Annotated in this window: 23 protein-coding genes and 2 tRNA genes; 17 read left to right on the forward strand and 8 right to left on the reverse strand. The window is 42.6% G+C overall.

The window, feature by feature from the left end; translation table 11 throughout:
* Positions 1 to 164: 164 nt before the first annotated feature.
* Positions 165 to 377: an Lrp/AsnC ligand binding domain-containing protein gene (locus tag MSHOH_RS15495; protein WP_082089501.1), complete on the reverse strand. Its 213-nt coding sequence runs from the start codon at positions 375 to 377 to the stop codon at positions 165 to 167.
* A gap of 297 nt (positions 378 to 674) precedes the next feature.
* Here MSHOH_RS15495 and MSHOH_RS15500 point away from each other — a divergent pair, with 297 nt between their 5' ends.
* The 16 genes from MSHOH_RS15500 (at position 675) to MSHOH_RS22300 (ending at position 16,654) form a co-directional block, all read left to right on the forward strand.
* Positions 675 to 1,301 (forward strand): magnesium transporter, encoded by a 627-nt coding sequence (locus MSHOH_RS15500; RefSeq protein WP_048140980.1) that lies wholly within the window; start codon positions 675 to 677, stop codon positions 1,299 to 1,301.
* On the forward strand, positions 1,298 to 1,876 hold the full coding sequence (locus MSHOH_RS15505) for a magnesium transporter (RefSeq protein ID WP_204245335.1): 579 nt from the start codon (positions 1,298 to 1,300) through the stop codon (positions 1,874 to 1,876). Before MSHOH_RS15500 ends, MSHOH_RS15505 begins: the two co-directional genes overlap by 4 nt.
* 149 nt (positions 1,877 to 2,025) lie before the next feature.
* Positions 2,026 to 3,225: a potassium channel family protein gene (locus tag MSHOH_RS15510; RefSeq protein ID WP_048140981.1), complete on the forward strand. Its 1,200-nt coding sequence runs from the start codon at positions 2,026 to 2,028 to the stop codon at positions 3,223 to 3,225.
* A gap of 516 nt (positions 3,226 to 3,741) precedes the next feature.
* Positions 3,742 to 4,620 carry a DUF362 domain-containing protein gene (locus tag MSHOH_RS15515; protein ID WP_048140983.1) on the forward strand — a complete coding sequence of 293 codons (879 nt, stop codon included), beginning with the start codon at positions 3,742 to 3,744 and terminating at the stop codon, positions 4,618 to 4,620.
* Between the two features lie 267 nt (positions 4,621 to 4,887).
* A complete protein-coding gene (locus MSHOH_RS15520) occupies positions 4,888 to 5,094 on the forward strand; it encodes a hypothetical protein (RefSeq protein WP_048140985.1) in 207 nt (68 codons plus the stop codon).
* Between the two features lie 341 nt (positions 5,095 to 5,435).
* Positions 5,436 to 6,107 (forward strand): YbhB/YbcL family Raf kinase inhibitor-like protein, encoded by a 672-nt coding sequence (locus MSHOH_RS15525; protein WP_239451006.1) that lies wholly within the window; start codon positions 5,436 to 5,438, stop codon positions 6,105 to 6,107.
* A gap of 115 nt (positions 6,108 to 6,222) precedes the next feature.
* On the forward strand, positions 6,223 to 6,708 hold the full coding sequence (msrA, locus tag MSHOH_RS15530) for a peptide-methionine (S)-S-oxide reductase MsrA (RefSeq protein WP_048143548.1): 486 nt from the start codon (positions 6,223 to 6,225) through the stop codon (positions 6,706 to 6,708).
* 128 nt (positions 6,709 to 6,836) lie between these two features.
* Positions 6,837 to 7,550: an ABC transporter ATP-binding protein gene (locus MSHOH_RS15535; RefSeq protein ID WP_048140988.1), complete on the forward strand. Its 714-nt coding sequence runs from the start codon at positions 6,837 to 6,839 to the stop codon at positions 7,548 to 7,550.
* A 113-nt stretch (positions 7,551 to 7,663) separates the two neighbouring features.
* Positions 7,664 to 8,344 carry a heme exporter protein CcmB gene (locus tag MSHOH_RS15540; protein WP_048140990.1) on the forward strand — a complete coding sequence of 227 codons (681 nt, stop codon included), beginning with the start codon at positions 7,664 to 7,666 and terminating at the stop codon, positions 8,342 to 8,344.
* Positions 8,345 to 8,840: 496 nt separating this feature from the next.
* On the forward strand, positions 8,841 to 9,554 hold the full coding sequence (locus tag MSHOH_RS15545; protein WP_048140991.1) for a cytochrome c biogenesis protein: 714 nt from the start codon (positions 8,841 to 8,843) through the stop codon (positions 9,552 to 9,554).
* A 96-nt stretch (positions 9,555 to 9,650) separates the two neighbouring features.
* Positions 9,651 to 10,484, forward strand: coding sequence for a hypothetical protein (locus tag MSHOH_RS22295; protein ID WP_052730888.1), 834 nt, complete (start codon positions 9,651 to 9,653; stop codon positions 10,482 to 10,484).
* A 112-nt stretch (positions 10,485 to 10,596) separates the two neighbouring features.
* Positions 10,597 to 11,700 (forward strand): NADH:flavin oxidoreductase, encoded by a 1,104-nt coding sequence (locus tag MSHOH_RS15555; RefSeq protein ID WP_048140993.1) that lies wholly within the window; start codon positions 10,597 to 10,599, stop codon positions 11,698 to 11,700.
* Between the two features lie 311 nt (positions 11,701 to 12,011).
* Positions 12,012 to 12,590: a helix-turn-helix domain-containing protein gene (locus MSHOH_RS15560; RefSeq protein WP_048140995.1), complete on the forward strand. Its 579-nt coding sequence runs from the start codon at positions 12,012 to 12,014 to the stop codon at positions 12,588 to 12,590.
* A 122-nt stretch (positions 12,591 to 12,712) separates the two neighbouring features.
* The gene (locus MSHOH_RS15565) at positions 12,713 to 13,168 is read left to right on the forward strand and encodes an acyl-CoA thioesterase (protein ID WP_048140997.1); all 456 of its coding nucleotides are present in this window, start codon (positions 12,713 to 12,715) and stop codon (positions 13,166 to 13,168) included.
* Between the two features lie 98 nt (positions 13,169 to 13,266).
* A complete protein-coding gene (locus MSHOH_RS15570) occupies positions 13,267 to 14,919 on the forward strand; it encodes an AMP-binding protein (RefSeq protein ID WP_048140999.1) in 1,653 nt (550 codons plus the stop codon).
* 1,312 nt (positions 14,920 to 16,231) lie between these two features.
* The gene (locus tag MSHOH_RS22300) at positions 16,232 to 16,654 is read left to right on the forward strand and encodes a DUF2769 domain-containing protein (protein ID WP_052730889.1); all 423 of its coding nucleotides are present in this window, start codon (positions 16,232 to 16,234) and stop codon (positions 16,652 to 16,654) included.
* Positions 16,655 to 16,893: 239 nt separating this feature from the next.
* Here the strand turns inward: MSHOH_RS22300 and MSHOH_RS15580 are convergent, their stop codons facing one another.
* From MSHOH_RS15580 to MSHOH_RS15590, 3 genes are read right to left on the reverse strand one after another with little or no spacing between them, the layout of a single operon-like run.
* Positions 16,894 to 17,679: an energy-coupling factor transporter transmembrane component T family protein gene (locus tag MSHOH_RS15580; protein WP_048141002.1), complete on the reverse strand. Its 786-nt coding sequence runs from the start codon at positions 17,677 to 17,679 to the stop codon at positions 16,894 to 16,896.
* Positions 17,680 to 17,683: 4 nt separating this feature from the next.
* On the reverse strand, positions 17,684 to 19,186 hold the full coding sequence (locus tag MSHOH_RS15585) for an ABC transporter ATP-binding protein (protein WP_048141004.1): 1,503 nt from the start codon (positions 19,184 to 19,186) through the stop codon (positions 17,684 to 17,686).
* Positions 19,187 to 19,189: 3 nt separating this feature from the next.
* Complete coding sequence (locus MSHOH_RS15590; protein WP_048143551.1) at positions 19,190 to 19,714, reverse strand: hypothetical protein; 525 nt, start codon at positions 19,712 to 19,714, stop codon at positions 19,190 to 19,192.
* A 417-nt stretch (positions 19,715 to 20,131) separates the two neighbouring features.
* Between MSHOH_RS15590 and MSHOH_RS15595 the strand changes: the two genes are divergently transcribed.
* Positions 20,132 to 21,043: a hypothetical protein gene (locus tag MSHOH_RS15595; RefSeq protein ID WP_048141005.1), complete on the forward strand. Its 912-nt coding sequence runs from the start codon at positions 20,132 to 20,134 to the stop codon at positions 21,041 to 21,043.
* A 221-nt stretch (positions 21,044 to 21,264) separates the two neighbouring features.
* On the opposite strand, the gene MSHOH_RS15600 is transcribed toward MSHOH_RS15595, so the two are convergent.
* The 4 genes from MSHOH_RS15600 to MSHOH_RS15615 all read right to left on the reverse strand — a co-directional run bounded on the left by MSHOH_RS15600 (position 21,265) and on the right by MSHOH_RS15615 (position 22,635).
* Positions 21,265 to 21,342 (reverse strand) — tRNA-Glu (locus MSHOH_RS15600).
* A gap of 365 nt (positions 21,343 to 21,707) precedes the next feature.
* Positions 21,708 to 21,785: transfer RNA gene (locus MSHOH_RS15605), tRNA-Glu, on the reverse strand.
* Between the two features lie 208 nt (positions 21,786 to 21,993).
* Positions 21,994 to 22,383, reverse strand: coding sequence for a helix-turn-helix transcriptional regulator (locus tag MSHOH_RS15610; protein ID WP_048141007.1), 390 nt, complete (start codon positions 22,381 to 22,383; stop codon positions 21,994 to 21,996).
* Positions 22,384 to 22,410: 27 nt separating this feature from the next.
* Positions 22,411 to 22,635: an LSM domain-containing protein gene (locus MSHOH_RS15615; protein WP_011034307.1), complete on the reverse strand. Its 225-nt coding sequence runs from the start codon at positions 22,633 to 22,635 to the stop codon at positions 22,411 to 22,413.
* Positions 22,636 to 23,034 lie beyond the last annotated feature (399 nt).

The raw sequence follows: 23,034 nt of genomic DNA on the forward strand, positions 1-23,034 counted from the left end.
AGGTTTATGAAAGACTTATAACAGTCTTCAAAGTAAATTTGCTGTCCAAATTAGAATCTCTTTCATAATAAAAACACGAGGTAATAATAATAGTGCCTGCTAAAAAAGATATCGATTATCCAGCTTTTTTCTGCCGGAATGGTACACTTTCAGGCGCCGATTACTCAGAGTTCAGCACCTATAATTGTCTGTGTTGCGGTTACGGTCTCGCTTTCCCTTATCCTGTCTACCACGGCATTGAGGATGCTCAGGTCTTCAACGTCTATAATCACGACAAAATCGTATTCTCCGAAAACATGGTAGACGTCTTTAATTCCCTCTATATTCCTTAGTTCTCGGTATGCTGCTTTTTCGTATCCGGGCAGCACGTTTATCATTGTAACTCCTATAACCATGGGTATCACTAAGAAGTAACGGCTGCAAGTTATTTATTTTTATCCGACGCGCCGGAGAAAAAGATGCTAATTGAGTTTCTGATTTCGAGTTTTGGATCAATTCTACAGATGAATTCTTCAAAAGAATTCTTAGCAGAAAACCATACCTGGTTTATTTCGAATTTAATAGGGTTTCAGAAAATGCATAAGTATACTCTATAAGATGCAAAAAAACTTGCAAAAACTCATTTTTAGGATGTTACCTATTATTTTAATAATATCAGTGTATAATACAACCGCATGCCCTCCGAGTCGCACAGGGATGAGGATATCTTCGAATCCCAATTTAGAGACAGATACCTCAGCGAATACGCCAGTATTTCGTCAATTGTACGGGAGGCGTTGCCTTTTGAACTTCTTGCGACTGTTGGAGGAGTCATTGCAGGGATCATTTTTTCAGGAATGACCAGTGAACTTGAGATGATCCCCGGATTAATTGTGATTTATCCTGGTGTGCTGGGGCTGCGAGGGAATATCTCCTCAACCCTGGGTTCCAGGCTCGGCAGTGCGATCCATATGGGATTGATCACTGATATAGACAGGAATAACCCTGAACTGACAAATAATATTTCAGGTTCCCTTCTCCTGGGTTTTATAATGGCTATTTTGCTCGGGTTTTTAGGGCACTATGTCACTCTTGCTATGGGCTTTGAAAGTGCAGGGGCTTTCAAGCTTATACTCATATGTGCGATTTCTGCTCTTACTTCCGGAGTAATTCTCTCTTTTGTTGCTGTCCTGCTTGCCATAGGTATGTTCAGGTTCGGCTTTGACCCGGATAATGTTGTTACGCCATCAATTGCAACCATCGGGGATATCGTTTCCATGTTCATGCTTTTCCTCTCGGCAAAACTGGTGGTGATGCTTTGAGAAAAAACGGGAGGCAGACAAGCTACTACACAGTAAGAGGGATTATCCAGCGCGGACTTCCGGTACTTTCTATCACCTGTGTAATGGGCATCGTTGTCGGGCAAATCCTTAACACAAGAGAAAGCAGCCTGCTTTCCATGCCTGCAATCCTTATCCTTATCCCTGCCCTGATCAAAATAGGAGGAGATACCGGGAGCATGCTTGGCGCCAGGCTTTCCTCTGCCTTTCATATGGGGCTTGGGGACCGGATCTACAGAAACCCAGTGGTACACAACAGCGTTATCGCAGCTTCAATTGTTGGTTTTGTTTCTTCAATCTCTGTCAGTGTACTTGTTTTTCTTGCAAGCAAGCTTATGGGTTTTGGCATGCCTTTCATTACCCTGCTGGAAATCAGCCTTATTGCGGTTTTAATAGAACTTTTGGTAGTATATTCTGCAACAGTTGGCATTGCCTTTGCTTCTCACCGTTTCGGGATAGACCCTGATGACACTGTCATACCTTTAATAGCAAGTCTTGGAGACCTGGTGGGAGTTATGGGGATCTTCGTAGCCCTTCATTTACTGAATATTTTATAAACTAGATATGTATTAATAATATCACTTTTATCCAGAACATTATTATTTAATTGAATAAGCTTCCAAATAAGGAATAATTCGAAAATTAATAATTACTATGAGGTATATACCTCATACACCAACAACAAGGTAGAGTTGATACAGAGACCATGTTCCCTAAAGAATTCAGATACAGTCCAAGGAATCTTATAGATCTTTTGACTGAGATGAAGGATACTTCCGAACTCATGGTAGACCTGGCATATTCTGCAATGGTCTATGATGATGAGGACATTGCAGAAGAAGTGCTTAACCTTGAAGATAAGATGGATACTCTTGACTATCATATGAAAATGGCTGCAATGTTAAGCACACGCAGGGTCGATGAAGCTGAAGAACTCCTGGGAGTTCTGAAGGTTGCTGCGTCCTCGGAAAATATAGCAAACGCTGCAGGCGATATTGCCAAAATCGTTCTTATGAACATGGGCATTCCGATGGAATTAAAGGTAGCCCTCAGAGAAGCAGAAGAAACTATCTTAAGGGCAACCGTTGCTGCAGAATCCGTAATGGTAGGTCGTACTCTTGGGGATCTCGAACTCGATATCGAGACAGGGATGTGGGTAATTGCAATCCGCAGAAGTGAAGACTGGATTTATGACCCGGACAAGGAAACCCGGATCCGCCAGGGAGATGTTTTAATTGCCAGAGGGCATGACGAAGGAGTCCCGCTATTCTTCCAGATGGCAACTACAAGGAAGTTCGTTCCGAGAGAAATCGAGCACGATAAAGTCATAAAGGACCTTGAGCATGCCGTGGACATAATCGTGGACATGAAAAACATGTCCGAACTTTCCGTAGGGCTAGCGTATTCTGCCATCCTTTTTGATAACGAAGATATTGCATATGAAGTGAGCGCGCTTGAATCCGAAATGGATTCCATGAAGTACGAACTTCAGCACTGGGTGCTTGAGACTGCAAAACATGTTGAAGATGTAAATCTGCTTAGAGGAATCCTGCACCTTGCCAGCGCCTCGGAAGCAATATCGGATGCTGCCTACGGGATTGCGGATACTGTCCTCAGGGACATAGAGCTCCACCCGATCATTACCCTTGCAGTCCGTAATTCAGAAGAGGTAATCACACGGCTCCAGGTCGAAAAATGTTCTCCAATAGTAGGCAAGACCTTCTCTGAACTGAGACTGGAAACCGAAACCGGACTGCATGTGATGGCAATCAAAAGAGCTGAGCGCTGGGTCTATGCTCCCAAAGGCAACACCGTTGTTCAGGCAGGAGATATGCTTATTGCCCGCGGTTCCAGAATAGGGGAAGGAGCTCTTATAGAGATGTGCGAGTGTAAGTTACGCCAGTAACTCCAGAGTTGTGCCAGCAGATTTGCGTTTTAGGAGCCAAGTTTAGCTTCGGGACAGAAAAATCACAGATTTTTCCTGCAGTTACGATGTAATCGCAGCAGCAATTGACATGAAAAGTGAGTACTGAAAAGGGGGAGAGACTGGACGGTATAAATGAAAAACTTCAAATCTACCAACCAGAGCAGTATTTAAACTCAAAATAAAAAATACTTTTCTGGCTCCTGTTTATTTTCCTTTTATTTCTCTTTTTCAAATTTCTCTTTATTTTCCCTTCTCTTTTCTACCGGCCTCTGGGCAGGTTGAACGGAGTATGATTTTTACTGTAAATCAAAGACCTGTCTCCTGGGTCAAAAAACATTTTTTTCTCATACCGGGACGTATTTTTGCCCGGTAACAGTTCATTCTAGTACCGGTGCCGGTTAACGGATTGTTTTTGTAGGACTGCAAGTGAGGTCACAACTACAACTATATGACGCTTTTATACATCGGATTACAATTACTCTATGGGAGTTTGATATGGTAACTGTTGGGCTTTCAAGAAATAAGGATACCCTGGAATCCGTAAGAACAGCCGTGGAGCTTGCAGGAGGGCTTAGGATAAAAGAGGGAGCAACTGTATTGATCAGGCCGAATGCAAACACTGCAGACTCTGCTCCGGGTTCGACAAATCCTGAGGTGTTGAGGGGAGCTATAAGGGAAGTAAAAAGGTATAACCCCGGAAAAATAATTGTGGCTGAAAAGTCAATGACAACCCTGAACACTGAAAAAGTGCTCAAAAAACTGGGACTCTGGCAGGTTGCGGAGGCTGAGGGGATTGACGAAATTCTGACATTTGACCACCTGAAACGTGAACATGTTGAACCCAGGCAGGCTTATTCCTGGCCGATGGGATTTGATGTGCCTGAGTTTCTGGCGTCTATGGATTATACGATTGCCCTTCCGGTAATCAAGACTCACTGGACTGCGATATTTACAATGGGCCTTAAGTCCCAGATCAGCATAACTGCAGATAGGGATAGGAGGCAGCTTCCTCACGGGCAGGGGATGGATGTGCTCTTCGGAAATATGATCGCCGAATCTAACCTTGTTTATAAGCCTGATTTTTACATATCGGATGCTACAAAGTGCTTTGTGACCGAAGGCCCGAATATAGGGACCCTGAGAGAGCCTGGAATTGTGCTGGCAAGCCCGGATGTGATCGCAAATGATATTGCAGGACTTGCCCTTCTGAAAACCCTGGGCACGGTTCCGAAGATTCAGAAGAACTCGGTCTGGGATCAGCCACAGATAAAAAGGGCTGTAGAACTGGGACTGGGAGTACGGAGCAAAGAAGAGATCACGGTAAGGGGTTCAGGAATCGAGGAGATAAACGAAATTATCACCAACCTTGCATGATTTGCCAGTTATCTGCTGTCATCTAATAAACCTGATCTTGTCGGGGGAATAACTCCAAAGACATTAAATTCCCTGAACTGCCGGATTTGAACTGCCGGATTTTCCGAAAATATCGAACCGGCAGAGTAAGCAGTGAACGAGTTACATGAAAGAGTCCTCTGTACCTGCAATATTATTTTTGTATTATCAGAGGCTTTACAATTCTGCTCACATATCACCAAAATTTATTTATTATCAACAGCCCCATAGATTATGGGGTATATTTCTATGAAATGCGAAATTTGTGGAGCAGAGAGCGATGCAAGATACTGCACCGACTGTGGCAGAGTTATGAACGATGTTATAAGGCGCGTAGGAGAAGCTCGCTGGGCAGCAATTGATGATTGCTCATTTATTTATCCGCTTGTAAGGCGCGTAGGCAAAGGAGAAGCTACGGTTAATGATATAATTCAGGCTCTTGAAGTTGAAGACTGATTCATCTTGCCTTTCAGGATTCCAGTCTTTATCAAGAAAAGGTTTTAGAGACCGTTTCGGAGCTACAGTTTGTTTTGAGACCTGTTTTCAGGTTACCAGAGGCACTATACCGGATGAGGCAGAACTTAGGGACTCCATCAGAAGGGTTCAGCCATGCGGGTTAAACTAAATAAATCCGATTGAATAGGCTAAACCTTTTTTTGAAACTTCAGAATTTAAGTTCAGGCTTCAAATTAGTTCAGACTTTGGACTTTCGGTTCAATTCTAAGCTGGGCTCTGAGATAGAGTCCTTAAAGGTTATATCTCTTCAGTCTTAATATTACAGCAGTCTTAATATTACAGTGTTAGGCAATTTTCTCTGGGCTCAGGGACTGGTGCTGTACATGAACAGAAAAGCCGGAGTAGTTGTTTTAGTGTTCCTGTTTGCAGGAATGCTCCTGATTTCGGGATGTATTGAAAATAAGCAGGTTGAGTCACCCGTAGATGAAGGAGCTTCCGACAAAAACGAGCAGATGGAAGCACCTGCAAATGAAGAACCTTCCAATGCCGGCAAAGGGGATGAGAATATGGATAACCGGATTATAAAGGTTTTTAGCAGCGCGTTTGAATCGAACAGTACTATCCCCAGGAAATATACGTGTAATGGGGAAAATATAAATCCGCCTCTGGAATTCGAGAATATTCCGGAGGGAACTGAAAGTCTGGTACTGATCATGGATGATCCTGATGCTCCCATGAATCCATTTACTCACTGGATCGTCTGGAACATCGAGCCGGTGGCGAAAATTGAGGAGGATAGTATCCCCGGGGTTGAAGGAATGAATAATTTCAGGAAGATTGGCTATGGCGGCCCATGCCCTCCCTCAGGCACGCACAGGTTTTTCTTCAGGGTTTATGCGCTGGATAGACAGCTTGAGCTCAAAGCAGGAGCAGGAAGAAAAGAGCTTGAAAGCGAAATGATAGGGCACATCATTGCCGAAGGGGAACTGATGGGAAAATACGGTAAAACCTGATTAGAGAATCTTGAAACTTGAGGGGGGAAAGATAGTGGAAGAAATAACAAAAGTCGAAAAGAAAAACACAACGTCTGAAGAGAATACAGATATATTTGAAAATCCCGGAGAAGGCCTGGAAAAGGCAACCTTTGCAGCAGGCTGTTTCTGGGGAATTGAAGAAGCTTTTCGCCAGGTTAAAGGTGTGGTTGCAACTGCAGTTGGTTACAGTGGGGGACATTTTGAAAAGCCTACTTACGAGCAGGTCTGCACTCTCGATACCGGACATGCAGAAGCAGTAAGGGTTATTTTCGACCCTAAAGTCGTTTCATATAAGACCCTGCTGGATGTTTTCTGGAAGATCCATGACCCAACTACAAAGGACCGACAGGGCCCTGATGTAGGAAAACAATACCGTTCCGTGATCTTTTACCATAACGAAGAACAAAAGGCTGCTGCACTCGCCTCAAAAGAAGAACTCGAAAAGGCAGGAGCTTTCAAAAATCCTATTGTAACCGAGATTGTACCTGTTTCTGAATTTTACATGGCAGAAGAATATCACCAGCAGTACTTTGAAAAAAAAGGATTTTTACAGAATGTACTCAGGAGTTTTAAAAAGTAAGTGCTGGAGACAGGTTATAGGGACAAAGAAAATCTGACACAGAACTGCATCCAGAGCAGAACTGCAGGCTGATGCAGCAAATACCATATAAAAAGATTAATTTAGAGGAATCCTCAAAGTAGTTCCGGATGGAAAACGCAGTCTCCATAAGGAAGCTGTCAAAGGTTTTCGGGAAAACTCCTGTCCTGAAAGCCCTTGACCTTGACCTTAAAAAAGGCGAATTTGCGGTTATTTTCGGCCCTAACGGGGCTGGAAAGACCACTCTTTTGAAGCTGATCTCGACCCTGATAGAGCCTACCGAAGGTTCTGTTTTCGTTTCCGGGTTTGATACGGCCGAAGAACCTGAAAAAGCCCGCAGAGAAATAGGAATGCTTTCTCATGATTCCTACATTTACGGAGAGCTTACCGCAAAAGAAAATCTGCGTTTCTTCGGGCAGATGTATGGAATCAAAAGTCAGGAACTCGAAGAGAGAATCTCAAACCTTCTGGAAAATGTCGGGCTCGTAACAAAAGCAGACGAGCGAGTCAGCACTTTTTCAAGAGGCATGAAGCAGCGACTTTCCATTGCAAGAGCTCTACTCCATAGACCTTCTCTGCTCCTTCTTGACGAGCCCTATACCGGTCTCGATCCCGGAGCTTCTCTGATTTTTGAAAATCTCCTCAAAAGTCCCGAATTCGAAGGGAGCACAAAGTTGATGGTTTCTCACGATCTGGAACGGAGTTTTGCCCTCTGCGACAGAATCCTTGTCCTGAATAAAGGAAAATTTGTATATGACGGACTTAAAGAAGATCTCTCAGGTTTTGAGGGCTTCAGAGAAAAGTGCGGTTCCATGCTAGTTTAAATTCCGAAAACAGGGATGGAAGTTAAAAAGAAAAAGTGCTATTAAGGTTCAACATTAAAAGTAGGTTTTGAACTCAAGAAAATAACAGATAACATGAAAAAAGGAGTTTAAAAATGATCCGGAGCTTTTATATCGCTGCAAAAGACCTTAAAGCCGAGTTCCGGACAAAACAGATGCTTAACTCAATGTTCATTTACTCGCTTCTTGTGCTTGTGGTCTTCAGTATCTCTTTTGGGGACTTCCTCGGAGACACCGAAAAGGTTGAAAAACTTGCTCCAGGTGTGCTCTGGATTGCTTTCACCTTTGCCGGGATGCTCGGGCTTTCCAGAACCTTCATCATGGAAACTGAAAACGGATGCCTTGAAGCCCTTATGCTTTGCCCTGTAGACAGAGGTGTTATCTATACCGGAAAAATCCTCTCCAATCTTGCGATTGTGTTTCTTATGGAAGCTGTAACCCTTCCTTTCTTTATTGTACTCTACAATTACAGCCTGAGTATCCAAACCTTGCTCTTACTCCTGATAGTCCTCTTCCTCGGGACTTTCGGGTTCATTGCTGTCGGAACTCTGCTCTCTGCCCTTACTCTGGGCACCCGTACCAGAGAACTTCTTCTGCCTGTCCTTCTCCTGCCACTACTTCTTCCTGTCCTGATTCCCTCGGTTGAAGCAACTGCCGGAGTCCTAGCCGGAAGCAGCATCGAAAGCTTAGTTCCAGAAATTAGATTGCTTGCAGTTTACGACCTTGTATTTTTTGTGATTTCACACCTGGTCTTTGAATATGTTGTTTCTGACTGAGGCTTCTCTGATAGAAAAAGAAGGGAAAAGAGAATAAGAAAAGGGACGAGAAGAAAAGAGAGGATAAGAAAGGGTGCAAGAAAAAAGAGAGGATAAGAAAAAGGACAAGAAAAAAAGAGAGAATAAGAAAAGGAAAAGGGAAAAAAGGGAAAAAAGAGAAAAATAGTAAAATAGAAGTCTGTCAAGTTAGCGATTAAAATCGAATCAATAATAAGTAAAGTAATTGATACATTCACATGTTTGTAAGTAATTGCTTAAATTTGCACCCGCTGCTTCATATTATGCTTACTCAAACTTTACACCCAGTCCCTTACAAGTTCGTTTTGAAGCCTGATTTCAGTCCTTCTGGACCATAAAGATGGAAAACTTATATCGAAGTATATATAAAGCTTGTATCGAATTATATTACATAGGAAGAATAAATATATAAGAATAATTTGATGGTCTTCCATATAAGACTCATCTTAATTTTAACCTGCAAAAACACGTGAACAAAATGACTTCAAGTTCCAGAAAAATCGGAATGCTGGCAACTGTGACTGCCGGCGTAATGCTTCTTGCGATATATATGCTCTTTTTCTACCTGCCCCCAATAAGGGACGAGTCAGGGGAGGTTCTGAGCGGAAGTTTCAGAATCTTTTTCTTCCATATGCCAATAGCGATCATGGCTTACCTGGCTTTTGGAGTCGTATTCTTTGCAAGTGTCCTTTATCTCCGTGAAAAGTCCCTTAAATGGGACATCTATGCCCGTTCTGCTGCTGAGATCGGAACCCTTTTTGCGTTCCTTGTGCTGGTTACGGGCTCCATCTGGGCAAAGGATGCCTGGGGATGGTACTGGATCTGGGACATCAGGCTGACCACTTCTCTTGTCCTTTTCCTTGTTTACCTTGCCTATAACATGCTCAGAAAAGCCCTCGAAGAGCCTGAAAAAAGGGCCAGGCTTGCAGCAGTTTTCGGAGTTTTGGGTTTCCTGTCCGTACCCCTCAGTTTCTTTTCAATCCGACTCTGGCGCTCGGCTCACCCCCTTATGTTCGGAGGAAACACAGGCGGAAGTGGAGGAGGACTTGAAGGGACATCGCTTCAACTGACTCTCTTTGTCAATTTTATAGCTTATTTCCTGCTTTTCCTTACACTCTTTTCTGTGAAAGTGCAGAACGAGCGGATGGGAGAAGAACTGGATGCACATATATCCGCCGAACTTGAAGTCTGATTTCTGGCGCTCCTTTTTTTTAGATAACATTACACAATATAGATATACGTTACACTAAATATAGATAATAATTTTTTTAATTTTTGAGGGAAGGTTATGCGTTTCAAAACTTTGGCTATTGTAGGGATTATTCTTTTGGGAACTGTGACTCTTTCTGTTTACTCCAGTTATAACAAAGAGAGTGCGCAGACTGATGGGGATATATTTCAAAAAATAGAGGTTAACAATAGCAGTTTTCTTGAGGTCCAGGAGGATTGGGACGGTTTTGAAATAATAATTGTCGATATCGATAAGCTCAGGAAAGCCGCAGATGATGGAAATTTAACTCTTAATGTAATGGGAGAGAACTTTGAGGTAGAAATTAAGGAAAAGTCCAGACTTGAAGGAGAAAATGCTTATTTTTATACAGGACCTATTTTAGGCAGTAAAGACAAAGACAGCAGAGCTGACCTATATGTAGGAGAAGAATCTTTAGGCGGGTCCGTTGAACCGGGTGAGCCGTGGAATGTTACATACAATATTGCACCAACTGATAAGAGGTACAACGGAAAAATAGTTCACGTTGTATTTATGCAGGATTGGGAAAAACAAAGGGAAAGGCTGGAACAGGCAGGCATTGATCCCCTGCAGTTTTTCCTGATAAACAATGATTCCAGAAAACATGTGATGTCCATCGAGATTTTCGATTTTAATAACAAATCCGTGTTCAAAGAAAACTATACAATAAATCCTGGCGATGAGATCTCTTCGCCCAAAATAGACGCTGAACTGGGAAAATACAGATATGAAATTATTCTGGACAACGAATTAACTTATGAAGCAAAAGTGCATGCAGGTTTTGCATCTAATCTGGGCGGCTCAGAGAAATTGCATCTTACTATCCGTGATGATCCGGATAACCCTATACAGTTCGTAGGCGAGATTTCCTGAAAGTTCCTTTGCCCCTTCCTGTTGCTATTAAGGAAAGATTTATACCTGCTGTAAGATTTCCCAGTTTCAAATCTGGGATAATTATTTACCCTTCCCGTTCCTATTTTTTCCTATGATTTTTGACCCTATCACAGTCTGTAATATGGAGCTTCAGAATCGCTTTGTAAGGTCTGCAACTCATGAGTTTATGGCTGAAGAGGACGGAACGCCGACTTCAAGACTAGGAGACTTCTACGAAGAACTTGCAAAAAATGAAGTTGGCTTAATAATAACCGGCTACTCTTATGTTCTTCCCGGCGGGCAGAGTGATGCTAACCAGCAGGGGATTTATGACGATCGTTTTATTGAGCCTTACAAAGGAATTACAGATAGGGTACATGAATACAGAAGCAAAATTGTGCTCCAGATAGTGCACGGAGGAAGGCAGGCAGACGCTTCTCAGGAACATCCCGTCCCCATGGCTCCGTCGGTGGTTAAAAACGGGCATTCGGCAGCTATCCCCAGGGAAATGACAGAAGAAGAAATCCTGAAAATGATTGAAGCATTCACACAGGCTGCTGTCCGGGCAAAAAAAGCAGGTTTTGACGGGGTTCAGCTCCACTGCGCTCACGGCTTCCTCTTAAGTAACTTCATATCTCCTTACACTAACAGGCGGACTGACAGGTGGGGAGGTTCCGTGGAAAACCGGGCAAGGATAGTCACGGAAATAGTCAGGCGCATAAAAGAAGAAACTGATGGAAATTTCCCGATCCTTGTGAAAATGAATGCAACGGACGGTTTTCAGCCTGGCACGGCTAAGGCAGAGCTCGGACTTAATATATCTCAGGCTGTGGAAACCGCAAAGCTTCTGGAAAAGGCAGGCGTATGTGCGGTAGAGGTCAGCGGAGGGATAAGCGAAGCGGGCGGAGTGACTATAAAAACCGCAATCAGTTCTCCTGCTAAAGAGGCTTACTTTAAGGACTACTCTAAAAAAATAAAGAGCGCAGTGAACATTCCTGTGATCCTTGTAGGAGGTATCAGGTCTCTTCCTGTTATGGAAGAACTTCTTGAAAACGGGTTCGCGGACCTTATATCCATGAGCAGGGCATTCATCTGCGAATCCGATTTAGTTTTAAAACTTAAATCCGGAGAGGCTAAAAAGGCAAAATGCGTATCCTGCAATCTATGTTTTGATCCCAGAGGAATAAAATGCAATTTCGAGTTTGATCGATCTTAAAAAACTATGGATTTTTCCATTTTGCCGACCTTCCTTACCTTTTTCTGACTGTACTCTTTTTCTATTACGGAAAAAGTCTATCAGGTAATTACAAACTGCCGATTTCTTTCATTGTTTTTGTATCTTTTAAATGTTTTTAATTTTGAGTTTACAATTGTTTTTTAATTATCATTTAGAAAAGAGGGTCTGAACGTATATTTTTTATAATAGATCAATACAAAAGAGATAAGCTTTACAGGCTTTTTACAGGGACTCAGGTTTACATTTTTCTACCGGGTCCGCTACCTAAAAATGTGTGTGAGGAGAAGAAAATGTCAGAAGAGAACCGTGTCGGCAGTAAGATACACCAGCTTAGAGAAGCCCAGGATATGACTGTTGAAGAACTGGCTGAAGCCAGTCAGAGCAGCGTGGAGTTAATCCAGCAGTTAGAAAACGGAGCTCTCGTTCCGTCTTTGACCCCTCTTTTAAAGATTGCTCGGGCTTTAGGCGTCCGTCTCGGTACTTTTCTGGACGACGTGCCCCAGAGCGGACCTGTAGTGGTAAGAGCAGGACTATCTGAAAACGTGGTCCGTTTTTCCGGAAAGACTGAGAGGCCAAAGAAGAGTGCGCTTGAGTTTTACTCCCTTGCCTCGGATAAAGCAGACCGTCATATGGAGCCTTTTATTATTGACATCCACCCTTCCCCTGAAGAGAGCCATAAACTATCTTCCCATGAAGGAGAGGAGTTCATCTATGTCCTTGCAGGAGAAATTGAGATATTCTATGGCAAGGATGTTCACAGACTGAGTGTGGGAGACAGCATCTATTACGATTCCATTGTCCCTCATGATGTTCACGCAGCAGGAAAAGAAGATGCACGCATAATGGCTGTAGTCTATGCCCCTCTCTGATAGCTTCAATCGGGCTGGAAGGAGAGTAAGGATTTGACTTAAACAATGAAGGCTTAAACGGGCAAAAACTTAGATCAAAAATTGGATATTGAGTAAAGATACCAAGAGTTAGGGAATCCAAAATGTTCAGTATAAATGTTAGTCCGCGCTTTGGGGATATTGATGGTCTCGGGCATGTAAACAATACAGTCCTTCCGGTCTGGTTCGAAACGGGAAGAAACTCTATTTTCAGGCTTTTCTCCCCGGAACTTGACCTTAGCCCGGATGTGTGGCACCTGATCCTTGTCAGAACTGAATTTGATTTTCTGAGCCAGATGTATTTCAGGTCCGATGTGGAAATCAGGACCTATATTACAAAGATAGGGAACAGTTCCTTTACTGTAGGGCATGAGGCCTGGCAGGAAGGAGAACTCAAGGTCAGAGGTCAGGCAGTACTGGTCTACTATGACTTCAAGCTCCAGAAATCAATTCCCCTTCCGGACTCAATCCGCGAAATTTTAAAAATGCATATGTTTCCTTCAATGGACGAACCCTCGGCGGATGCAGAAACTGAAACGGATTCTCCTTGCTCAATTTAAATATGTTTCAGGAACACCTTTGACTGGTCTCATGTAAAAACCCCAAAACATAAGCCAGAAGTTTCTGAAAGTATAGTCCAGAAGGAGAGGCTGAAACTATGGATCTTATAGAAGATTCTCTGGGAGAATACTTTGAAAAACAGGTAGCTATAGACCCCGACCACGAGTTTATAGTTTATCCGGACCGGAACCTTCGCTTTACTTACGGTCAGTTTAACGAAAGAGTTAACAACCTTGCAAAAGGACTGCTTGCGATCGGGATAAAAAAGGGAGACCATGTAGGCATCTGGGCGAAAAATGTCCCTGACTGGCTTACTTTCATGTTTGCCACCTCAAAAATCGGGGCAGTGCTGGTTACGGTAAACACTGCCTACAGGAGTCATGAAGTTGAGTACGTGCTCAAACAATCAGACATGAAGGCTCTGGCCCTTATCGACAGCTTCAGGGAAGTTGACTACCTTGAGATAATCAACGAACTGGTTCCGGAGTTGAAAAGCTCGGAAAGAGGGCGCCTGAAGAGCAAGAAATTCCCCTTCCTTAAGAGCGTAATTTATGTAGGACAGGAAAAGCACAGGGGAATGTACAACACCAGCGAGCTGATGCTCCTTGGAAGCCATTCTCCGGATGACGAGCTTAAAGAGATTCTGGCAGGTATTAGCGGGGATGATGTGGTCAATATGCAGTACACCTCAGGGACTACAGGTTTTCCTAAGGGAGTTATGCTGACCAGCAAAAACATTCTTAATAACGGGCTATCCATTGGCGACCGCCAGAAATTCACCCATAAGGACCGCCTCTGTCTGCCTGTGCCCCTTTTTCACTGCTTTGGAATAGTACTCGGGGTCATGGCTGTCCTGACCCACAGGGCAACGCTTGTTATGCTTGAGGTTTTTGATCCTCTCCTGGTGCTTGCCGCAGTCCAGAAAGAGAAGTGTACTGCCCTTTACGGCGTACCTACAATGTTCATTGCAGAGTACACCCACCCCATGTTTGACATGTTCGACCTTTCTTCTTTGAGGACAGGGATTATGGCTGGTTCTACCTGTCCTGTAGAAGCCATGAAAAAGGTCGTCAAAGATATGCACTGCTATCAAATTACGAGTGTTTACGGGCTTACGGAAGCTTCCCCAGGCATGACCCAGACCACTGTGGACGACCCGGTAGAACTCAGGGTCGAAACTGTGGGTAAGTGCTTCCCTGGCGTTGAAGTCAGAGTGGTTGACCCGGCTACCAATGAGCCAGTGCCCCCGAATACTGTTGGGGAGATCTGCTGCCGTGGCTATAATATCATGAAAGGCTACTACAATATGCTGGAAGAAACAAAAAAAGTGATTGATAAAGGCGGCTGGCTACACAGCGGAGACCTTGGAACCTGTGATGAAAACGGTTACTACCGGATTACAGGCAGAATAAAGGACATGATCATCCGGGGCGGAGAAAATATATATCCACGGGAAATTGAGGAGTTCCTGCATGTCATGCCAGGAGTTAAAGACGCTCAGGTCGTTGGCATCCCTGATAAGAAATACGGAGAAATTGTGGGAGCATTTGTTATTCTCGAAAAAGATGCAGACCTTACGGAAGCCGATATAAGAGACTATGCAATAAGCAAAATCGCCCGCTATAAGGTTCCAAAACATATCTTCATCGTAAACGAGTACCCTCTGACCGCAAGCGGCAAGATTCAGAAATACAAGCTCAGAGAAATGGCTGTAGACCTGGTAAAGAATAAAGAAGTAGACAACGATTAAAATAAATAGCAACTAGAGCAAGCAAGAATTAGAGCAAGCAAGAATTAAAAAAACAAGAATTAAAGAAACAAGAATTAAAGAAACAAGAATTAAAGAAACAAGAATTAAAGAAACAAGAATTAAAGCAAATAAAATCAGTTTAGTGCTATCGACTTCTAGATCGATGGTTTTTTTCCTTTAAATTTAGGCTTTGCTATCGACTTTTAGATCGATAGTCTTTTTCTTAGGATTTAGACTTCTGTTTTCCGGTCTGGATTTCTGCTTTCCAAATTTCTTTTTGTTTTTATATTATCAGAATATTTTTTACTGAACTCGCCTAAACTTTTTTAAGCCTTAGTACTGCAATCTCAAGTTTTTTGGAAAAATTAGATCCTGAGAGTTATTTATCAGTTACGGGCCTAATACGTGTTTTCAATCGAGGATAGGATAATTGAAATTATTTAACTATAAAAATCAGTTTAGTCCTTACTTTGTTTTGCTTGAAAATTTCAAGCAGATTGAAAAATTAGAAGATAACTATATTTTATAGATTAACCACAATTATTAAAAGGTTATAAAATAATGCCTTAATCAAATCTCAGTAAGCGAACAAAATTAATGAAATATTGAATATTTAACGGAATTTATTATATATAGAATTTCAGCATTAGAAGGATTGTAATTGTAAGAGAAGCTAACCAGGCATGTTTGTACAGGGAATATTTTGGGGAAATATTCATCAATAGGGGTTTCATCCGGTTGAGAGCTCAAGGGATTACGGGCTCTCAATCATCACGCCAATGAAAAGCAAATCTTTATTGCCTTCTCTTACAATTGTGTAAAGAATATGTGGGAGTATTCTTTAAGGGGGTTTCATTCGAATGAGAGCCCAAGGGATCATTTCGGGCTCTCATCAATCACCAATACTGAAACTTCAATTAACTTTTTTAAGTAGTATTTTAAGTAGTAATAATTCATCACATGGAAGACAGAGGAAGTCAACTATTGAGAGAATTTTTCAGTTATAAAGTGTCCCCGAAACAGAATTTCCCCTGAATGTCGCTATGAAACCTAATAAATCTTTTAAGCAATTACCATACGATTTTATGATATATAAGTTCTTTGATACCTTATCAAAATATAAATTATCTACTCTAAAATCAAGATATTTATGCTTATTTATGCTGCAATTAGTGATAGAATACGTCTGTAATGAGGCATAAATGAACTTTCCTGTGATCAAGAAAAATAACTATCTGCTGTTTGAATCTTTTGATACTATTACGGTAGAGTCAACGTTCCAAATTATTTGAATTTCTTTACAGGGTAGCTTATGGTTTCAGATGATAAATCCAGGAAATCATCCTGTTTTCGAGAAGTTGCTGAAGACAGGACATATGCAAAGAATACAGATTATAAACAGAATAGGGATCATAAATCCAGTTCTCTTGAGGCTTCTCAACTCAATAAGGCCTTAGAGCATGTTCAGCAGATGCAGACCCGGCAGGTAGTAGATGACACTCCTGAAAACCTCCTTATCTGTATGGAACACTGCGGAACATGCCCAAGTCTGCCTTTTCCACCTGAGCCTTTACTTTTTTGTGCACGGGGGTGCTCTTTAGAAAAAGTTTCTAAAAAAAGCTGCAACTGTCCTGCATGTCCAGTTTACAAAAAATATGGGTTGCAAAATCTGTACTTCTGTGAAACCGGAAAAGCCGTAGGAAAGAAAGAACACAAAGTTGAAACTAAAATTTAATCAAGAAATAATTTTAATCAAGAAATAATTTTTGGAGTCCCCCTCCAGCTTGTCTGGAAGAGAGTATCACAAAATTGCCGACTAAAAAAATAGATTCTGGTTTGGGAACCTTCTCTGGCCGGAGGTCGGCTACATCCCTGTATGAAGCAGGAGAGAAAGCGGAGTATATTCGGATATTTTGGATCTATCAATCGGTAACTAAAAACCATCCTTTTTCAGGGAATTCCTTTTTCAGAGAGTTATATAATTCCTGTTATCAGCACTCCGATTCCCATAAGAGCCACAAACCCGACTGCTGCCACATCTGTCCTGTTCCAGGAAAGCCTTTGCTTTTCTGCGCTCCGGCGGCTTCTATAACCTCTCATATCCATTGTCAGGCCGAGCACCTGAGTCCTGCCAAGGGAATTTGCTACAAGGGGCACAAGGATCGGCTTTACACTTCTTATTTTTCCGCTTATTCCTTTTCCAGGGTTATAGCCTCTGGCAAGCTGAGCTTCATGAATGCGCTGGCCTTCGACCTGCAGGCTCGGGATAAAGCGAAGGGCAATTACGAACATGAGTACATAATCCACAGGAATACGGATCTCCAGGAGAGCTTTCATGAGGTCGCTTGGCTTTGTTGTAACTACAAGGAGCTGGAAAGCAAAAAGCATTGCAAAGAAACGGAGAGATAGGACAGTTCCGAAGTCAAGGGCTCCGGTGGTGACAGGAACCAAACCTCCGGCAGTAAGGGTACCGGCTGGAATCAGGTATCCGATCGTTTCCCCGCTTTTAAGGGTAAAGATCGTAAGCAGGATAAGAGTCACACTTAAAAACACCAGGAGTTTGAGCTGCCTTAGAAGTTCCTGATGGAGCCCTGCTTTCAGGGAAGCAAGAAATATTCCCAAGACCAGGAGACCAAGAACTGTAGAATCTGTGGTAAAGACGCTCAGGATTATTATCCCTGTAACGGCAGCGATCTTCGAAAGCGGGTTCATGCTGTGTAAAAAGCTGTCCCTGTTAATATATTGCATAATTTCTTTCATGCTATTATTCCCCAATCGGTACACTTTCCTTCAGTGAAATTTCCTTTAACGCATTCGATTTTTTATTAAAAGAACCACCGGTTCCATTTACCAGATCTTCCACGATTTTCCCGGACTCCATGAGAATGACCCTTTCAACATGGTTTTTAACTATCTGCATGTTGTGAGTCACCATTACTATTGTGTGGCCTTCATGCTGGAGTCTTTTCATAAGCTGCATCATCCTGTCGGACTCTTCCGCGTCCAGGCCCGTTGTGGGCTCATCAAGCACAATCAATTCAGGCCGCATTGCAATTACACAGGCAACAGCAAGTCTTTGCCTCTCTCCGCGGCTCAGGTGGCGTGGAAACACCTTCTCTTTGCCTTTCAGGTTCACGAGTTCAAGGGAACGGGCAATTGCTTCGGTTGCCTGAGAGCCGGTTATCCCAATATTGTTTAGCCCGAAAGCTACCTCGGCTTCAACCGTATCTTCAAAAAGCATATTGTCAGGGTTCTGGAAGACCAGGCCAGTATGTTTTACGAGCTCGTTAATGGGAACTCCGGAAGTATCCAGCCCTTTTACGACCACGTTTCCGGAGTAGGGGCGCAGGAGACCGTTGAAATGTTTGACAAGCGTAGTCTTGCCTGAACCGTTTTCCCCAAGAATTGCAACAAGCTCTCCTGAGTAGATCTCAAGGTCAAGATTGTTAAGAGCAGTGAATTCACCATACCGCTGGGTCAACTTTTTTACGGAAATAGCAGGCTGCCCTTCTTTTTGAGGACGAGGATGCTCCTGCTTGCTATTTTCAGGGGTAAGAGCAGAGTTTTCAGGTAAAGCTACAAAATCCACAGGATTTTTTACGACTTTTATTTCCCCCTTTTCAAGAAGTACAACCCGGTCCCCGATCTCAAGAAAGTCCTCTATATTGTGGTCCACGATTATAATCGTCTTTCCGGCCTCTTTGAGTTTCTTCAGGACGGAAAATACCTTTCTTACCGCCTCTGTGTCCAGTTCGGCAGTAGCTTCGTCAAGGATCAGGACTTCCGTATCAAGGGCAAGTGTTGCAGCAAGGGCAACTTTTTGCTTCTGCCCTCCGGACAGCGTGTGCGGAGCTCTCTGTTTCAGATGGCTGATTTCACAGAGTTCCATTACCTCATTTAGCCTGCGCTGAATCTCTTTTTCCGTATGCCCGCGGTTTTCGAGTCCTGAGAGAATCTCTTCTTCAACTGTTGTAAAGATCAGCTGGGATTCCGCATCATCAAAAACCATCCCTGTGTACCGGCTCAGTTCTTTCATGCCGTCAAAATCCTTTATATCCCTGTTTTTGAACCTGAAGTTCCCTTCAATTTTGCCTCCGAGCTCGTGGTGGAGGATGCCCGCCATTGCAAGGGCAAGGGTGGTTTTTCCGGCTGCACTGTGCCCTGTAACAAGGAGCAGTTCGCCTTTTTTGACGTCCAGATTTATATTTTTTAAGGCAGGTTTTTCTGCTGTCCCGTAGGTATACGAGAAGTTCCTGAGTTCAATCATGTTTTATGCTTTCCCCCGGGCAAGTACCTTTGAAGCAGGAACATAGAGGATCTGGGCAATGGTAGAGTTAGCAATCGCAGTTCCCACTACTATAGGGATAATAGCTACTACAAAAGCTCCCATAGTATCGTACTTGGTCAGGATTGTAGGGGCGACCATAAACATTGCAACTACCACAAAGGTTGTCCCGCTGGCAAGAGTTCCGAGGAAGGTTGAAATTGCAGGAGAGACCGAAAGCCTGCCCATAAAGGCTTTGTATATGATCAGGGCGACTATCGCACCAATCGGCTCACTGATAAGGTTTGCAGGCGGAAAAATAGAATGGCTTAAAAGGGCGCAGACTATTCCTGCTACAATTCCTATGCCTATTACTTCGGTGAATGTTGGTATGACAAGAATAACGGCAAGACAGTAAAAGGCTATTACGAGATTTGAGACAATTGGGCCTGGAATTACCAGGGACAGGTATCGAACTATCGCACCGACTGCGAGTAAAATTCCAACAACAGCAATATCCTGAGATTTCATAAAAATCATCTTCCTACATCAGTTTTTACATCAGTTTTCAGGAGAATTATCCTGAACTCACAGGCACCACAGATCCAATTAAATATTGTAAATCAGTCAAACACTATAATCAATTAAATCAAGTGAATTGGTTAAACACAATAAGCCCATTATACATTATAGTACAACAAAGCATAATAATGTACATTAGTATATGTACTTTACGCTTTATTAGCCTATTTTTGCGCTTTTTCCTCAACTTATCCTTATCTGTCCTGAACTTCTCAGGATTTCAATACAGTCCGGGAGATTTGCTTACTCTTACCGCCCTGAGATCCCTCGTATCCTTAACGGATTTTCAAGAGGTAAAAACCCTGATAGGAAAACTGATCATGAGGCAGGACATAAGACTAACAATGACTATTCCGGAGTTGTTGCATGTCTTCAGTAGATGAACGTGAACTGGCTGAAGTCAGGATGATTGAAGAGGGATTGAGGAGTGCCTATGACGGGGATGCTGAAAGGGTAGTAGAAGCTTTAAGTCGCCTCAGGGATTTCGCAGTACAGCTGGTACATCTGGAAATTACTGCAGAATATGAGCTTGATGCAAAAGCTCTCATAATTGCTATGGGAGATATAGGCAGGGAGACTGCTGAAAAAAGAATGGAAACCGCATCTATAGCCTCGGTTCGCGCTCTTGGAGAAGTAGCTGTTGAAGCTGTAGATCAGAAAAGGGAATCCCTTGCATTAAAAGCACTGTCTGTTCTGGTGAGCCTTGCACTGGAATTAGGAGGAAAAAGTATGGACGCGGCAGCAAAAAGCGCAGCCGAATCTCTGGGAAGTTTCGGGAAAGTCTCCTCAAGGAAAAAAATGGAGGTTCTGACAGGCCTTTCAGAAGTATATCTTATGCAACTGTCCATTAAAGCGATGGAAAAAAATCTCTCAGAGACCTGGGATATTGCCTTAAGTTTCCTCAGAGAAATAGGAAGTTCTTCAGCCGAACAGGCAATGGAGAATGGTGCGGTCGGAACTGCAATCCTTCTTGAGGAACTGGGTACTGCTGCTGTAAGGGGACGAGATGAACCCAGGGTGACAAATGTGATCCAGACGCTTGGAAAGCTGGGCAGGGAACTTTCTCAGCATGGTTCTAAGAGTGCACTTGTCCAGACTGTATGGGCTCTGGAAATACTTCGAATCCTCGCACTGAGATCTAAGATGGAAAGTGCCGAAACTGCAGGAAAGGTGGAACTGGAATCCTTAAGCACGGCAGGAATCCTTGACGAAGAACAGAATTTGGAAAAAATCCAGGAAATAAAGGAGTTCCATCAGCATATCCTTAGAAGAAGCTAACTGATAATAACGAGTGACAATAGTGGATGACAGTAATGGATCACAGTAACGGATTTGGCATGATAGATGACAAAAGATTGACCTGTAACGGATTGGAGAAGGCAAGTGTAAAAACCGAGTAAAGGAATCTGAGATAAATTTTTTAAAATTTATTAAAATAAGATATCCAAAAATATATTTTTTAACATTGAACAAAAAATATCAGAAAAAGGAATAGAATTTGGTGCTCCGGCCGGGATTCGAACCCGAGTCTTCGGCTCGAAAGGCCGGAATGATTGGCCGGACTACACTACCGGAGCACATCGCATCTCACAGCGAGACCAACAATATACCTTGTAATATATAAATCTGTCCCTTCTCTGCCAGCTTCTGGTGTTTTTGCCGGTCAAATGCAGCTTATCGATCTAATTTTCAGGAAAGTGGATTCAGTTTTTCACTAAGTATGAGATGACTGACTGAAAAATATTTAGTTAGAAATCCTTATTCAGAACTTAGAAACTTGGGAAAGCGCGGCAATGGAGAGAAAGTAACAAATCAAAACCAAGTAACAAAAGAAAATGGTATATAAGTAAAAATGAAAAACGGAAATAACAACGAAGAATTTTCAGACAACCAATATAAAACTTCGGAAAATATAGAAATTTTGGAGCTATTAAAAAAAGTTTGGTGCTCCGGCCGGGATTCGAACCCGAGTCTTCGGCTCGAAAGGCCGGAATGATTGGCCGGACTACACTACCGGAGCGTTTTGATTGTTTTTAATTGAGTTTTATTTCCCTTATTGAAGGGGTTCTTCAATAAGGGTTTCTCGTATAAATAGTTATTGGTTGAATAGAGTTTCTGAGGACATATTATTGAAATCTTCAGAGATATTTTTAAGACCTTTAGGTCTCTTTATAGATTATAAGAGATTTTTGTATCTCTAAGAGATTTTTGTATCTCTTACTTTCCTTTCAGATCTCTTCTTCAAATTCGTCCTCATCTTCCTGGGATTTCTTAGCTTCTTCCACCATAAGGCTTCCTATCCATTCGCTGAGTCTTCCGCAGTACTCAGGTTCACAGTCCCCTGTACAGCCAGTACAGGCCGAAAACATGTCTCTGGCTAGCAGAAGGTCGTATTTCTCTTTAACTTCTTCTTTTGCTTTCAGGAGGTATGTCCTTGCTCCGTTTGAGACTCCCACCTCACGGATAATAAGGTCTTTGTCCAGAAGTTTTTTTATGATCCTGGAGCACTTCCTGCTGTCGATATCCAGCTCTTTCCAGATAACGTTCTGGAAAACGCCGTCTTTATGTCTTCTTATAATATTGTATGCTTCTTCTTCAAGATCCATGCCTGTTTCCACACTAATGAGGTTCCTTCTTCAGACGTTTCAGTCTTCGACAGGAGTGATCAGTATGATATTATTGCCCCGAAGCACTACAGAACCAAGGGAGCGGACTTTTTCCCCTTTTACTATCTCCATCGTGTCCACAAGATGAAGATTCATATAGTCGTCCACACTCTTCAGAGTGCCTTCAAGCAAATTAAGGTCGCCTTTCATTTCTACCTGGATCCTTGATCCAACGATTTTCTGAACTTTTTTATTTGGGAACAAAATTAAACCCTCGCTGATTTGTTCTGAATTTTCGGTTCCCCGTACTCCCGGGTCCTGTGTTTCTGATTCCAAAGCCTGGCAGGGTAAATTGTATCAGGGCAATATACACACTTACAATAAGCCTGCTGCCTTTATCAGCCGCTTCCTGTCGGCAACTGAAAAAACATTCCGAGCTATCACTCCACCGGCTCTTAAGAAAACTGAAATTACATATCCTTTTCAGAGATATATAACCATCGATGTCCGGAAGTGTTGAATGGTCTTATGAGCCTCTCAAATCTTAAACAAGACAAAAGAGGTTAAAACAGAGTTAAACTTTTACCGGAAAGAAAGTAAGTTAAAATAGGAAAAGCACTGCTGCTCTATTTTTATTCAGTTTTTAAGATTCTTTGCAGCCTT

Origin of the sequence: Methanosarcina horonobensis HB-1 = JCM 15518, assembly GCF_000970285.1 — an archaeon.
In the GTDB taxonomy this organism is placed as follows: domain Archaea; phylum Halobacteriota; class Methanosarcinia; order Methanosarcinales; family Methanosarcinaceae; genus Methanosarcina; species Methanosarcina horonobensis.

What these genes read in the sequence shown, in the direction of transcription:
- MSHOH_RS15515 (WP_048140983.1), top strand. Translation starts at nt 3,742, where the DNA reads ATGGTAACTGTTGGGCTTTCAAGAAATAAGGATACCCTGGAATCCGTA.
- MSHOH_RS15540 (WP_048140990.1), top strand. Translation starts at nt 7,664, where the DNA reads ATGATCCGGAGCTTTTATATCGCTGCAAAAGACCTTAAAGCCGAGTTC.
- MSHOH_RS15570 (WP_048140999.1), top strand. Translation starts at nt 13,267, where the DNA reads ATGGATCTTATAGAAGATTCTCTGGGAGAATACTTTGAAAAACAGGTA.
- MSHOH_RS15560 (WP_048140995.1), top strand. Translation starts at nt 12,012, where the DNA reads ATGTCAGAAGAGAACCGTGTCGGCAGTAAGATACACCAGCTTAGAGAA.
- MSHOH_RS15565 (WP_048140997.1), top strand. Translation starts at nt 12,713, where the DNA reads ATGTTCAGTATAAATGTTAGTCCGCGCTTTGGGGATATTGATGGTCTC.
- MSHOH_RS15495 (WP_082089501.1), bottom strand. Translation starts at nt 377, where the DNA reads ATGATAAACGTGCTGCCCGGATACGAAAAAGCAGCATACCGAGAACTA.
- MSHOH_RS22300 (WP_052730889.1), top strand. Translation starts at nt 16,232, where the DNA reads ATGGTTTCAGATGATAAATCCAGGAAATCATCCTGTTTTCGAGAAGTT.
- MSHOH_RS22295 (WP_052730888.1), top strand. Translation starts at nt 9,651, where the DNA reads ATGCGTTTCAAAACTTTGGCTATTGTAGGGATTATTCTTTTGGGAACT.
- MSHOH_RS15535 (WP_048140988.1), top strand. Translation starts at nt 6,837, where the DNA reads ATGGAAAACGCAGTCTCCATAAGGAAGCTGTCAAAGGTTTTCGGGAAA.
- MSHOH_RS15555 (WP_048140993.1), top strand. Translation starts at nt 10,597, where the DNA reads ATGATTTTTGACCCTATCACAGTCTGTAATATGGAGCTTCAGAATCGC.
- MSHOH_RS15500 (WP_048140980.1), top strand. Translation starts at nt 675, where the DNA reads ATGCCCTCCGAGTCGCACAGGGATGAGGATATCTTCGAATCCCAATTT.
- MSHOH_RS15545 (WP_048140991.1), top strand. Translation starts at nt 8,841, where the DNA reads ATGACTTCAAGTTCCAGAAAAATCGGAATGCTGGCAACTGTGACTGCC.
- MSHOH_RS15520 (WP_048140985.1), top strand. Translation starts at nt 4,888, where the DNA reads ATGAAATGCGAAATTTGTGGAGCAGAGAGCGATGCAAGATACTGCACC.
- MSHOH_RS15595 (WP_048141005.1), top strand. Translation starts at nt 20,132, where the DNA reads ATGTCTTCAGTAGATGAACGTGAACTGGCTGAAGTCAGGATGATTGAA.
- MSHOH_RS15585 (WP_048141004.1), bottom strand. Translation starts at nt 19,186, where the DNA reads ATGATTGAACTCAGGAACTTCTCGTATACCTACGGGACAGCAGAAAAA.
- MSHOH_RS15510 (WP_048140981.1), top strand. Translation starts at nt 2,026, where the DNA reads ATGTTCCCTAAAGAATTCAGATACAGTCCAAGGAATCTTATAGATCTT.
- MSHOH_RS15590 (WP_048143551.1), bottom strand. Translation starts at nt 19,714, where the DNA reads ATGAAATCTCAGGATATTGCTGTTGTTGGAATTTTACTCGCAGTCGGT.
- MSHOH_RS15580 (WP_048141002.1), bottom strand. Translation starts at nt 17,679, where the DNA reads ATGAAAGAAATTATGCAATATATTAACAGGGACAGCTTTTTACACAGC.